Source organism: Pseudoalteromonas sp. SG45-2, assembly GCF_014164115.1.
In the GTDB taxonomy this organism is placed as follows: domain Bacteria; phylum Pseudomonadota; class Gammaproteobacteria; order Enterobacterales; family Alteromonadaceae; genus Pseudoalteromonas; species Pseudoalteromonas distincta.
Map to the genome: position 1 here is coordinate 21,519 of NZ_JACJEO010000001.1, position 12,920 is coordinate 34,438.

A 12,920-nucleotide genomic window follows, 5' to 3' on the forward strand; every position below is an offset into this window, starting at 1 on the left:
AGAGTATTAATTACAAAATTTTAGCGCATCGGTGCAAAAAGTAAACTCTTTATTTACGCCATTATCACTAGTTTTTATTATTTTAGTTGGCGGCATTATTAAATTACCCTGCACGCCATCGCAACCTAAACTTTCAAGTACCTTTAAAGTTTCAGGTTTTTCAATCAAACAAGCTAAAACTTTAATACCAAAGCCATGACAAATATTATTAACTGTTTGAATAAAAAATTGGCTTTGAGTGTTATCTAATAAGTCTTGAATATAGCTACCATCTATTTTTATATATTCAATGTCTAACCCTTGTAAGTATCTAAACGAGGTTAAACTAGTACCAAAGTGTTCAACACAAACATTTATGCCAATATCTTTTATTGTATCTATATGTAAAGAGGCAACATGTACGTTGTAAAGTAAGCTAATTTCATGCAATTCAAAAATCAAGTTTGTTTTAATAATTGGCTTAGTGTGTGCATAAAGAGTAAGCCATTCAATAAAATCAGTTGAATACAACGAAGCCTTACTAATATTTAACGCAAATGTATCGTCTGGGTGTTGCTCTTTAACGTTTACAAAGTTACGAATTATTTTTTTGTCTAACTCTTCGGTTAAGTTAAGCTTTTCGGCCATAGCAAATAAATGGCCATTATTAACCTTTTCGCCTTCATGCGTAAAATGAGCAAACACCTCAAAGTAGCATTGCTTGTTTTGTGAGTTAGTGCGTTTAACTGGTTGCACCGAAAAACTAACTTCACCAGTAGCAATAATTGACTGAATAAGCGAACGCCACTCTTTAACACTAAACAAAGTATCTTTATCTACTTTATTTACAGCCGAATCGCCAATGGTGCAGCCGGTATCAAGGGCTGAAAGTACACCCCCGATAGATGAGCCTTTATCAACATTTACTAATGCTAAGTTAGCAAAACCATTCACGTGTAAGCTGTTTTTCATTTTACTAAAAGCATCATTTATATCGAGTCGCGTTCTATTTAAAAATTGTATATCGAATGGGACTAAAGCAATAAAAGTACTACCGTTAAGTCTAAATATTTTAGAATTAGTTAAAGCACCAAACACATTTTGCAAAGTAACGCTTACATCATGTACGTGCTCGTCACCATCTTGGTAACTTACAGTTTGGTTAATATTAGCAAGTGAGGGGAGAGTAACCATCATGGCAGTGATTGGAGTGTCGCTAGTAATGGTGTCAACCACTGAGTTAAAGTGGTTCTCAAACGAACGGCGGTTACCTAGCCCTGTGAGTGAGTCTACATATACTTCATCGGTAAGTGCTTGTGTTTGCTTTGTTAAAGAGTCAAAGGTGCTTTGTAGGTTCATTACCATATTGTTAATGGCTTTAGTTACAGTACGTAGCTCGCGTGCAACTGGTATTTCGTCGTTTAATGTAAAGCGTTTACGCGTAACCAAGTGTGCTTGGTTTTCCACTGCTTTTAAAGGTCTAAACACTGCACGTAGTATTAAATATGCTACTGCAAGCGACGCTACCAATAATAATAAAGAACCATAAAAGCTGCGTTTAGTATGTTCCCATAGCGTTAAATACGATTGCCCAACATGGCTTGTTACTTCAAGCACTCCAGCCATAATCCAGCCATTGTTTAATTCTGATTGCATAGTAGGGGCTTTAAGCTTTACTGCTGTAATAAACCAATTAGGCACAGATTCAACGCGTTTTGGGCTTGTTAGGTCAAAAACTATTTTATTATCGGCGTTAGTAAATTTTATTTGTTTGTAATAACCGGAGTCGAAAATAGCGGTTGCCATGGTTTGGGCAATCATTAAGCTATCTTCTTCAAGGTAGGGCGATATAGAAAGCCCTAAGCTTGTTGCTGTATCTTGCGCGTGGCTACCCATTTGTGTTTGTAAGTATTGGCGAGTGGTATCAACGTCAGTAATTATGCGTACAAAAAAAGAAAGTACCGAAATCAATATAATAAGGCCATATACTTGGGTTTTTAAACTTAATCCATTTTTAAAAAGTCGAGACATAACTCGGTGTTCCTTTATCACTTTTGGCGGGCGCAAGCTCACCTTGTTCAATTCGCTCTAACATGGTGTTCCAGGCAGAAACACCACGGCTATTTTTTACTTTATTACCTAACCCTTTTGATTTGGCTAACCATAAACCTTGGCCATTAAAACTATAGATAGGTGTTAAGTCAGGGCGCTTATTAGCGGGTAGTAGTTTAGTGTTAAAATTGCCTAAAACAAAGGGGATTTGATCAGGAGTTTCAATATAAATAAGTACCATATGAGGTTGATTAACTGTTTTTTGACGTACATACATTAAACGTACTTTATCTTCGGGTACGCCCAGTGCTATTAACGTAAAGTATTTGGCAATTACGTAGTCTTCACAATCACCCATACCAACGCCTAAACTCTCAAGTGGGGTGGCCCAATAATCTTTTTGGTGCCAAAGCTCATCATCGGTTTTGTATTTAATGTGTTTATTAAAAAAGTCATTCACTAAATGGATTTTTTGCCATTCACTTTTATCAGCTGACTCATCTATAAAACTTAGCCAATTTTTTATACGTTTATGCCCTTCATCACCATACTGTTTTTGAGCGCGCGCAATTATATCGCTATTGCGTAAATACAAAAGCGTATTTTGTGCGCATACAAAAAAAGACACTAATAATAAAATGTAAAACCCTAAACGCACAAATGTTCCTTAAGTCTGTGTCCCCTGATAACAAAACAAGCCTAGTATAGTATTGGTAGCTTTAAAAGGGTAGGTCATCAAAAAGTATTAGGCACTATGTTAGTGCAATGCAGTTCACTTTTGGTGCAACATAAAATTAACAAAAAAACAATCAAAAAGTACTCTTTAATTATTGAGTGCATTATTGTGTTGTGTATAATAGCAAGCTCACACGGCATGTGAAACGCTCGAAAAGGAATTTTAGCTTTGCAGTTCCTTTTTTTGTTGTTTAACAAAAATAATGAAAGGAATTAAAGTGAAAGTTTTAAAAGCAGTATTACCTGTAGCTGGCCTTGGTACGCGTATGTTGCCAGCCACAAAAGCCATCCCTAAAGAAATGCTTCCTCTGGTAGATAAACCTTTAATTCAATACGTAGTTAACGAAGCTGTAGCAGCTGGCATTAAAGAAATTGTGCTTGTTACACATGCTTCAAAAAACTCAATTGAAAACCACTTTGATACAAGCTTTGAGCTAGAAGCCACATTAGAGGCGCGCGTAAAGCGTAGTTTACTAGAAGAGGTTCGCTCAATAGTGCCAAAAGATGTAACCGTAATTTCGGTTCGCCAATCGGCACCACTAGGCTTAGGCCATGCTGTTTTAGCAGCGCGCCCAATTGTTGGTAATAACCCATTTGCAGTAATGCTACCTGACGTAATTATTGATAAATATAAATCAAATTCAAAAACTGACAATTTAAGCCAAATGATCGACCGATTCGACAAAACGGGCTACAACCAAGTAATGGTAGAGCCCGTACCGCAAGAGCAAGTGCATCAATACGGTGTAGTAGATTTAGCCGGTAAAAAAATTAACGCAGGCGAAAATGCTGCAATTAAAAACATGGTCGAAAAACCAAATAACGATGAAGCACCGAGTAATTTAGCTATTACAGGGCGTTATGTTGTATCTACAGCAATTTGGGATTTACTAGAATACACCCCTCCTGGAGCTGGCGGTGAAATACAACTTACTGATGCTTTATTACAATTGCGTCACCTAGAAACGCTTGAAGCCTACCATCTAAAAGGTAAATCTCATGATTGTGGTTCTAAATTAGGTTACATGTTGGCCAATGTAGAATATGCAATGCAATCAAGCCATATGGGTGAAGAGTTTACTAGTCTCGTTAAAAAGCTAATAGATTAATATTTTCATTCCATTATCAAGTCAAACTATAAAGTCACACTAATCTATTTTACAAAGGAAAATAATTGTTGAGTTTTTTAACCCAAGGTGAATTAGGGCGCGCATTAATAAAAAGTATGACTGGCCGTTATGCTCTGTATGCTGTTCAGATGCTTTCACTTATGATTCTTGCAAGAGTTTTTACACCAGAGCTTTTTGGTATATTTGCTGTTATCCAAGTGTTCGCAACTTTCTTTATACTTTTTAGTGAAATGGGTTTCGGGCCTGCATTAATAAATCAAAAAGAAATACCTAATGGGGTTAGAGACGGTATATTCTCTGTAACTGCTATTATAGGAGTATTTATAGCTGCTTCGTTTTTATTGCTTTCGCCCCTAATATCTTCATTTTATGAAAATGAAATATATAACCTTTTGGTTATTCCAGTTGCAGTTAGCGTTTTATTTAATACTGTCTCAATTGTCCCTTTGGCTATATTACAACGCGAGCAAAAGTTTATTTTAGTAGCCGGTAGTGATATTGCAGGTGAAATAACGTCAGTAATAGTTGTTTTTGTATTACTAGCATTTGTGCATCCAATTTTTGCTTTAAGTAGTAAACCTCTTACAATTAGCATTATTCGGTGCTTTTTTCTTTGGTATTTATCAGGCACTTGCTTAATTGGAAAGCCCCAGTTTGGTAGGCAATTTTATCACGTAAAAAAACTGCTTAGTTTTTCAGCCTTCCAGTTAGGGTTTAATATTATGAATTACTTCTCCAGAAGCTTAGATAATATCTTGGTTGGAAAATATTTAGGTGTTTCTAGTTTAGGTATTTATGACAAGGCATATCAACTTATGAGGTATCCCCTCATGTTATTAACATTTGCAATGACACCAGCCATACAACCCGTGTTGACTAAACTTAAGAATGATAAAAGTGAGTTCGAAAGGTTGCATAATCAGTTGGTTAATTATTTAGCAATCGCCGGGTTGGTAGCTGGTATAAGTATATACTTTTTAGCAGATTTTATTGTTTTAATCTTACTAGGTGAACAATGGGAAGGGGTCTCAAATATACTAAAGCTCTTGTCAGTTACTATACCAATTCAAATGATGTTGAGTTCAAGTGGTGGTTTTTTTCAAGCTGCTGGTAGAGCTGATTTACTATTTTATTGCGGAGTTTTTTCTTCAGTTGTCAACGTAATTGCAATTATATTGGGAATTTATTTCGGCAGTTTAGAGTCATTATGTATAGCACTAATCATAAGCTTTTCAATTAACTTTATTCAGTGTTACACGGTTTTATCAATTTATATACTTCCGCGCGGTTTGAGCGGACTAGTTAAAAAAGTTTGGTGGATCTTAATAATTAATATTATTTTTATTAGCTTCGCCATAATGGAGTTTTTTAATGTCACCTACATTTAGTATAATAGTACCCATTTTTAATGTTGAAAACTATCTAGAGGAAGCAATAGATTCTCTTTTAGGGCAAACTTATGATGACTTTGAGATCATTTTAGTTAATGACGGTTCTACAGATTCTAGTGGAAATATTTGTAAGGAATATAAAGAAAATAATGAAAACATAATATTAATTGAACAAAATAACAAAGGTTTATCTGAAGCAAGAAATACTGGAAAGAAGAATGCATCCGGTAAGTTTATTTATTATTTTGACAGTGATGATGTTTTGGATAAAAACTCTTTGATGGATTGGTATAATATTTTTAAAGACAGTGATGTCGATATTATTTTATTTGAGGGGGTACCATTTGGTATTGAAAATAACTCCTTAAAGTATAAAAGAAGTACAACCCACTATAATAAAACTTTAAAGTCTAATGATTTTCTGTACGATTCTAAAATTAATCAAACTTATACACCGATAGCCTGTCTTTTTGTAGTTAAAAATCAGATTGCTAATATCAACGAATTTTACCCTAATATAATTCACGAAGATGAGCTATATTATGCAAAGCTTCTGCTAAGGAAGCCTTTGAACGTTTATGTATCACCAAATGCCTACTTTAGACGAAGGCTAAGACCCAACTCAATAATGACAAAGAAGAAGTCGGATAAGAATTATTATGGCTATGAAAGGGCGCTGATAGAAATCTTATTAGACGACAAAATATTGAGAAATAGAAAAACTGTACTCTTAATTATAAACGATTTAATTCGTCAAATGTGTAAAGTTGCTGCACAGGTGGATGGCAAAGCTATTTCTTTTAAGAAAAGAATTTCTTTATTACGTATTTTCAAATTAATCTTAAAAAAGAAACTCGTTTCTAAAACTTGTATTTTTTGTTTATTTCCAGACTTTCAAAGGTATAGATAATGAAAGTAAAAGTATCGGTTTATATAACTACCTATAATCGACTTGAGCTTTTAAAGCGTGCAGTGGAGTCTGTTTTAAATCAATCCTATCAAGATATTGAGATTATTGTTGCTGATGATGGTTCGACAGACGGTACTCACGCTTATTTAAAAGAGATGCAAGAACAAGGTTTATTACTGAGCACTATCAATGAAACCGGTAAGTCTAAAGGAGCATGTTATGGGCGAAATAAAGCGTTATCTTTAGCCACAGGTTATTTTATTACTGGTTTAGATGACGATGACTATTTTGAAAATTGGCGAATTGATAGTTTTGTTCAGTATTGGTTTAAATTAGAGCAAGAAAATACTAATGACATAGCAGGTTTGTTCGATGGTGTTTTAGAGGTTCGTGAAAATGGCGAATTTACGCATAATAATTCAGAATGTGTCGATTATGACATGCTTAGATCGCTCAATTACATTGGTAACCAAGTATTTACTAAAAGGGATTATTTTTTAAAAATAGATGGCTTTGATGAAAAAATGCCTGCTCTACAAGACTGGGATACGTGGATACGATTGGCTAAAAAATATGGGATATTTAAAAATATAAAAAAGAATTCTTATATAATAGTTCAGAACCATGGCCTAGAACGGATCTCGGAAAAAAAAGCAAATAACATCAGAAAAGCTTTTGAACGCTTAAATTTAAAACATAAACCTTCAAACCTGAAAGAAAGATCATCTAGGATAGTAGCTATGTGTAACTATTCACAGATTAATGTAAAAGTAAGTGAGCTACTCATATTACTCATTACTTTTGAGTTTAGAGTTATATTACGCCGAATCAAGAAGGCATTAGAGCGTGTTTAAAAATAGGCTTTTTTTACATTCTCCAGCTCTATTTTTTATTTTATTTTTTAGAGCGTCACTAGACCCAGTTTTAGAGTTTACTAAAATTGGTGGCATTGGTTTGGGGGCACTGCTTAACCTTTTAGTGGTAGTGTTATTTTTTATTTGTTGTAAAAATAATAAGTTTGTTTTACCTAAGTCTTTCTTATACGTATGGGGTGCATTCATTTGCATAGGCTTGGCATCTATTATCGTGTCACCAGATAAAGTTCAGTCACTGCGCTCTTTTTTTTCAATCTTGACATACTGGGCAATGTTTTGTTTTGTCTACTTTTTTGTTAAAGATGATCGTGATTTAAAGTTCTTTTTAAGATTTACAATTTATAGCTCTATAGTTCCTTTTATCTTTGTGTTTTTTGAATTGTTATTTCCTGAGGGAAGTACTACCAGAAATGGATTTAGACTGTTCGGTAGCTTCTCTCACCCGAATATATTTGCTTTTTACTTGGTGTTAATTACTACACTTTGTTTTTTTTGTATAAAAACTAGACTTTTTATCTTTTCAAAACAATTTATTAGAAGAGTAAAAATAATTTTATTTATTAGTCTAATTTGCTTAGTGATGACTAAAACTAGAAGTGCATGGTTAGCATTAATTATAATGTTCTCCGTATATGCACTTTTAGTTGAAAGAAGGTACCTATTATATTTATTTTTATCATTATTAATGCTTTTATTGATACCTGAAGTGCAAGATCGAGTATTGGATATTTTTTCAGGTTCTAGTGTAGATAGCTTAGATGTGGGCGAAAGTTTAAATTCTTATGAGTGGCGAAAAGTGGTTTGGTTTGCCTCTTGGGATTACATAGCAGAAAGACCATTTCTAGGCCACGGCTATGACACTTTTTCTTATTATTTTTTAGATTTTTTTCCATTAGAAGAAAGTAAAGGATTTGATGCACATAATGCATATGTACAAATCACCTTTGATATGGGGTTCTTAGGACTACTCGCTTATCTTCTAATCTTTACCTTTATTTTGAAGCGCCTCTTAATACAGTTTAAAAAGGATAAAAGAGGGACGTCAATTATTATTGGCTTAGTAATATCTTACTTAGTCGCTGGCTATTCAGACAATATGTTATTTTATCTATCCTATAACTGGTATTTTTGGGGCTTATTGGGTGGCTTCTTTTTTAAAAAAAATTCATGTAAAAGGGCGGTTATATGAATATTTCTAAGTTAGATATCTCAGTGTTATTAAGAGCAATATCGATATTTTCTATTGTTGCTGGTCATTTTCATTGGCTTGGCATAGCCGGCGGGGCTTATTATCTTATTTTTTTATCTGGTTTTAACTTTGTTCTTTTTACTGCAAAGAAAGCAATAGACTCTAAGGTAACTAACGCTGGGTTTAATGCTAAAAAATTTTATCGTATATACTTCTCTTTTATATGGAAAATAGTTTTACCCACTCTGCTTTACACTGTTTTTTTATATAGTGTGTTAGGTGAGTTTCATATAGGAGGGCTTCTATTAATTTCTAATTTTTATGGCCCTGACTATGCCAATGGTTTAACCTTCTGGTTTATCGAAGTTTTAATACAAATATATTTACTTTTTTCAATTGTTTTTTATATAAACACGAAGTTTTTTGTTTTTCATAAAAGCCCTTATTATTTCATGCTGGTTGGCTTTTTAGTAAGTTATACAGTTTCTATTATCTGTAGGTTAACGTGGGATACATCTTATTATTTAGATAGACTACCTCACTTAATGATTTATATGTTTTTCGCCGGAGGCATGGCTGCACTTAGTAAAAACATTCGACTGAAAATGATTACTACTTCAGCATTGAGTATAATATTGATGGATCTAATCTATTTCGGATGGAGTAGTAGAATTTTATTTTTATATTTTGGCTCGCTGTTTACAATATGGTTACCTTATATTCTTATCCCAAGAGTTATAAATAAAATAGTTACTATTGTAGCTTTTTCATCGATGTTTATTTATCTAACACACTTTCAAACATTGTCATTATTAAATAAAATTTTTAGTTCTGTTTCTCCTGGATTAGCTGTATTGATGTCATTTTTAGTAGGAATAGTTATTACTAAGGTATGGAAGAAAAGACATTCATATTTAGAACGTATGTTTACCATACTACATATAAAGGAAAATAAGTGAATATTACATATTTTATAAACCAGTATCCGAAAGTAAGCCATACTTTTATACGTAGAGAAATATTAGAGCTGGAAAATAATGGTTTTAACGTACAACGAGTTTCACTTAGGGGGTGGGATACTGAATTAAAAGATAGCGTTGATATAGAAGAGCAGGCTAAAACAAATTATGTCCTTAATAGTGGGCTTGCAGCGTTATTACCAGCGTTTTTAAAGTCTTTTGTTAGCTCACCAAGAAGGTTTGCTAAAGCACTAAAATTGGCATTAAAAATGTCTAAAATGTCAGAAAGAGGCATGCTTTATCACGTAGTCTACCTTATGGAGGCATGTACGTTAGCTAATTATGCAAAAGTAGTGAAGAGTTCACATATACATGCACATTTTGGTACAAATTCGACAGAAGTAACAATGCTAGCGAGTATCCTCTCGGGTATTGATTATAGTTTTACTGTGCATGGACCAGAAGAATTTGATAAGCCACTAGGCTTGCATCTAAAAGAAAAAATAAGTCATTCAAAGTTTGTTGTTGCAATTACTAGCTACTGTCGTTCGCAATTATTTAGGTGGGCTGATTTCAAAGATTGGGATAAAGTTGAAATTGTCCACTGCGGTTTAGATTCGGATTTTTTAAAGGGCCAACCAGCTCCTCCAGTAAGTAACAATGTAAAAAAGTTATTATGTATTGGCCGTCTTTGCGAGCAAAAAGGACAGTTATTGCTGCTTAAAGCTTTGAAAAAAGTTTTAGATGAAGGTGAGAATGTAGAATTAGTTCTTGCTGGTGATGGCGAGATGAGAGCTGATATAGACAAATATATTGCAGATAACAGCTTACAAGATAATGTTAAAATTACCGGATGGATTAGCTCTAATGAAGTTCATGATTTGCTATTGCATTCTGATGCAATGATTTTGCCCAGTTTTGCCGAGGGGCTCCCAGTAGCAATTATGGAAGCTTTAGCCGTTGGGCGCCCAGTGCTCGCAACTTACATAGCAGGTATCCCAGAACTAATAACACATAATAAACAGGGGATTTTATTTCATGCCGGTGATGTAGTAGCTATAAAAGAAGCTATAAAAAGCTTTATTAATATGCCAGACGACGAGATTAAAAATATGGTTTCTTCTGGGTATGCTTCTGTAAATGAAAGACATAATATTGAGACAGAGGCTAGAAAATTAGCGTTATTAATAAAAGGTGATAAATGATTACTTTTTTTAGTGTAATAGCAAGTTTATTTATATTGCTATTTATAACCTTTCCAAGCTTATTTTTATCAGCTGAACTACTACTAGGTCTCTTAAATAAACGCGTCGCTAATAAAGTTGATTTTAATAAAAATGAACTAGAAGGAGTATACATTGTTATACCTGCACACAATGAAGAAATGATTATTAAAGACACTTTAGTAAAATTGAAAAGTGAAGTTAATTCTTTATCTAAAGTTTTAGTTGTTGCAGATAACTGTACTGACGCTACAGCGCCTATTGCTGAGGCATTAGGCGCAACAGTAGTTATACGAAACAACAATGAACTTTTAGGTAAGGGTTATGCTATTCAAGCTGGAGTTGATTATTTACAAGCTCTATCACCTGAAGTTGTTATTGTGTTTGACGCTGATTGTGAGTTTACGAGCGGAAGCTTTAATAAATTAGCTAAACGATGTATTGATGAAAACTCTGTCATTCAATCGGCATACATTATGAAATCGCCGGAGCATGCAGATATAAAAATTAAAGTAGCCGAGTTTGCTTGGTTTGTTAAAAATGTCATTAGGCCAAAAGGATTGGCGCTATTTAATATAAACTGCCAACTACAAGGATCTGGGATGGCATTCCCTGCGAGTGTATTAGAACAAGTTTCTTTCTCATCTGGCAGTATTGTTGAAGATTTAGAGTTAGGGTTAAAGCTTAATGCTATGAACGAGGCAGTAATTTTTGATAACTCTTCCCTGGTTATTAGTTATTTTCCTACTTCTGCAGCCGGAACTGATAGCCAACGAACACGTTGGGAGCATGGACATTTAAGCTCCATTAGTATGCTCCCAAAGAAATTTTTGCAAGCTTTATTAACGTTTAAAATCAAGAGTTGCTTTACTATATTAGATGCCATGTTACCGCCCACAGTTTTATGGTTGTTTATTGTGTTTGGTAGTACCTTTTTATGCTTTGTATTCATGTTATTTAATGTATTTATGCCCTTTTTACTTTCGGTTACTTCATTAATTACTCTTTTGTTTAGTTTAAGTTTAGTCTGGTTTGTAGCTGCTAGGCATATTATACAAACTAAAGATATTTTATTAATGTATAAATATATTTTCTCTAAGCTAACTGTTTATAAAACTTTTATTACAAAAAGACAGAAAAAGTGGGTGAAAACAGATAGAAGTGGTGGCCGAAATGAGTAATGAAAAAATTCTAAATAAAATTAGCTATTTAGAGAGTAAAGATTTAGATACTTTTATTGATAACTTAATTACGACTAATAGGCCAGTCTCTTTAGGTTTTGTAAATCAACATAGCATAAATCTAATGCACAGTGATGAAGCCATTTATGAGCAGTTTCTCTCTTTATCTTACCTCCTTCGAGATGGTATAGGTGTCAAGCTAGCTTGCAAATATAAAGGTATAGACCCTAAAGATAATTTAAACGGAACAGATTTTATTCCTAAAATTATTAACGCTATTAATAAGTCTGACCGCGACGTTAATTTTTTTGCCTTTGGTACTTCTGAACCGTGGTTAAGTGAAGGTGCTTTTAATCTTTTTAAGACTGAAGATGTCATTACTGAAAATGGTTTTCAAGATGAAGATGTATATATTAAAAATTTTAAGTTAAACGCTCAAGAAAACGCTCTTAATTGCGTTGTTCTTGCTATGGGGATGCCAAAACAAGAAAAGCTGGCAGAGTTATTGTCCAAAATTCAGGTCCCCTCAATAATAATTTGTGGTGGAGCTATAATAGACTTTCAGGCTGGAAAAGTTAAAAGGTCGCCCGAGATCCTTAGAAAGCTAGGGTTAGAGTGGTTATATAGGCTTTTATCAGAACCTAAACGACTTTTTAAAAGGTACGTGATAGGTATTCCAAAGTTTTTTTATAATTTAATAGTCAATTAATTTTCAGAGGTTTTATTTGTCTAATATTAAGAGAGATCCCGCCATTTGCAGTTTACTTAATAGAATGCCTGAAAGTGTACAAAATAGCTTTACAGAAGAGCAGTTGGTGCATCTCAAGATTGCTATAGGTGCCAGACAGTGGGGGCGCCATACAATTGATTTTAGAGGGGTAGTAAAGTTTTTCAAATATAGGTACTACTATGTTTTGTTAGCAGGTAGAAACAGAAGAGACCTTAGTGAAAATGAAGAAAAAGTAGCTTGGTTTTTACAAATATTATTTATTAGTTTAATTACGTTTGTGGCAATTGTTGTTCTTATGTTAATTATTTATATTGTTAAATCTGCTTTAGGGATTAATATACTTGAAAATTATTCATTTGGTTTATGGGATTCAATAATTAAACTCTTCGAGTAAATATTTATAATTTGTTTAATAAAGTTTATGAGCATTTTCATTTGTTTATTTATTGCTATTAATTGGTTAGTTAATGGTTTGTTGTTTAAGATTAATGTAGTCATAATTACTAACTTAGTTGAATGAACTTATTTGCTCAGGTAGAATTAAGAGAGTTTAGTCATTCTAAATT

Annotated in this window: 12 protein-coding genes; 10 read left to right on the forward strand and 2 right to left on the reverse strand. The window is 33.5% G+C overall.

The window, feature by feature from the left end; all coding sequences use genetic code 11:
• Positions 1-6: 6 nt before the first annotated feature.
• Together H5116_RS00110 and H5116_RS00115 are read right to left on the reverse strand one after the other, a co-directional pair.
• Positions 7-2,010 (reverse strand): EAL domain-containing protein, encoded by a 2,004-nt coding sequence (locus H5116_RS00110; RefSeq protein ID WP_182715283.1) that lies wholly within the window; start codon positions 2,008-2,010, stop codon positions 7-9.
• A complete protein-coding gene (locus H5116_RS00115) occupies positions 1,994-2,689 on the reverse strand; it encodes a transglutaminase-like cysteine peptidase (protein ID WP_182715284.1) in 696 nt (231 codons plus the stop codon). The genes H5116_RS00110 and H5116_RS00115 overlap by 17 nt, the downstream gene beginning before the upstream one ends.
• Before the next feature lie 295 nt (positions 2,690-2,984).
• Between H5116_RS00115 and galU the strand changes: the two genes are divergently transcribed.
• From galU to H5116_RS00165, 10 genes are all read left to right on the forward strand, one after another.
• Positions 2,985-3,875, forward strand: a complete 891-nt coding sequence (gene galU, locus H5116_RS00120) for a UTP--glucose-1-phosphate uridylyltransferase GalU (RefSeq protein ID WP_182715285.1) — start codon at positions 2,985-2,987, stop codon at positions 3,873-3,875.
• A 65-nt stretch (positions 3,876-3,940) separates the two neighbouring features.
• Positions 3,941-5,284: a lipopolysaccharide biosynthesis protein gene (locus tag H5116_RS00125; protein ID WP_182715286.1), complete on the forward strand. Its 1,344-nt coding sequence runs from the start codon at positions 3,941-3,943 to the stop codon at positions 5,282-5,284.
• Positions 5,268-6,197: a glycosyltransferase family 2 protein gene (locus H5116_RS00130; protein WP_182715287.1), complete on the forward strand. Its 930-nt coding sequence runs from the start codon at positions 5,268-5,270 to the stop codon at positions 6,195-6,197. The genes H5116_RS00125 and H5116_RS00130 overlap by 17 nt, the downstream gene beginning before the upstream one ends.
• On the forward strand, positions 6,197-7,051 hold the full coding sequence (locus H5116_RS00135) for a glycosyltransferase (protein ID WP_182715288.1): 855 nt from the start codon (positions 6,197-6,199) through the stop codon (positions 7,049-7,051). Before H5116_RS00130 ends, H5116_RS00135 begins: the two co-directional genes overlap by 1 nt.
• The gene (locus H5116_RS00140) at positions 7,044-8,261 is read left to right on the forward strand and encodes an O-antigen ligase (protein ID WP_182715289.1); all 1,218 of its coding nucleotides are present in this window, start codon (positions 7,044-7,046) and stop codon (positions 8,259-8,261) included. The genes H5116_RS00135 and H5116_RS00140 overlap by 8 nt, the downstream gene beginning before the upstream one ends.
• Positions 8,258-9,220 carry a hypothetical protein gene (locus H5116_RS00145; RefSeq protein WP_182715290.1) on the forward strand — a complete coding sequence of 321 codons (963 nt, stop codon included), beginning with the start codon at positions 8,258-8,260 and terminating at the stop codon, positions 9,218-9,220. The genes H5116_RS00140 and H5116_RS00145 overlap by 4 nt, the downstream gene beginning before the upstream one ends.
• Positions 9,217-10,425, forward strand: coding sequence for a glycosyltransferase family 4 protein (locus H5116_RS00150; protein WP_182715291.1), 1,209 nt, complete (start codon positions 9,217-9,219; stop codon positions 10,423-10,425). Before H5116_RS00145 ends, H5116_RS00150 begins: the two co-directional genes overlap by 4 nt.
• Entirely contained in the window at positions 10,422-11,624 is a 1,203-nt protein-coding gene (locus H5116_RS00155; RefSeq protein ID WP_182715292.1) for a glycosyltransferase family 2 protein, read from the forward strand. The genes H5116_RS00150 and H5116_RS00155 overlap by 4 nt, the downstream gene beginning before the upstream one ends.
• A complete protein-coding gene (locus H5116_RS00160; protein WP_101216861.1) occupies positions 11,617-12,333 on the forward strand; it encodes a WecB/TagA/CpsF family glycosyltransferase in 717 nt (238 codons plus the stop codon). The genes H5116_RS00155 and H5116_RS00160 overlap by 8 nt, the downstream gene beginning before the upstream one ends.
• A 16-nt stretch (positions 12,334-12,349) precedes the next feature.
• Positions 12,350-12,748 (forward strand): 3-phosphoshikimate 1-carboxyvinyltransferase, encoded by a 399-nt coding sequence (locus H5116_RS00165; RefSeq protein WP_182715293.1) that lies wholly within the window; start codon positions 12,350-12,352, stop codon positions 12,746-12,748.
• Positions 12,749-12,920: the final 172 nt, after the last annotated feature.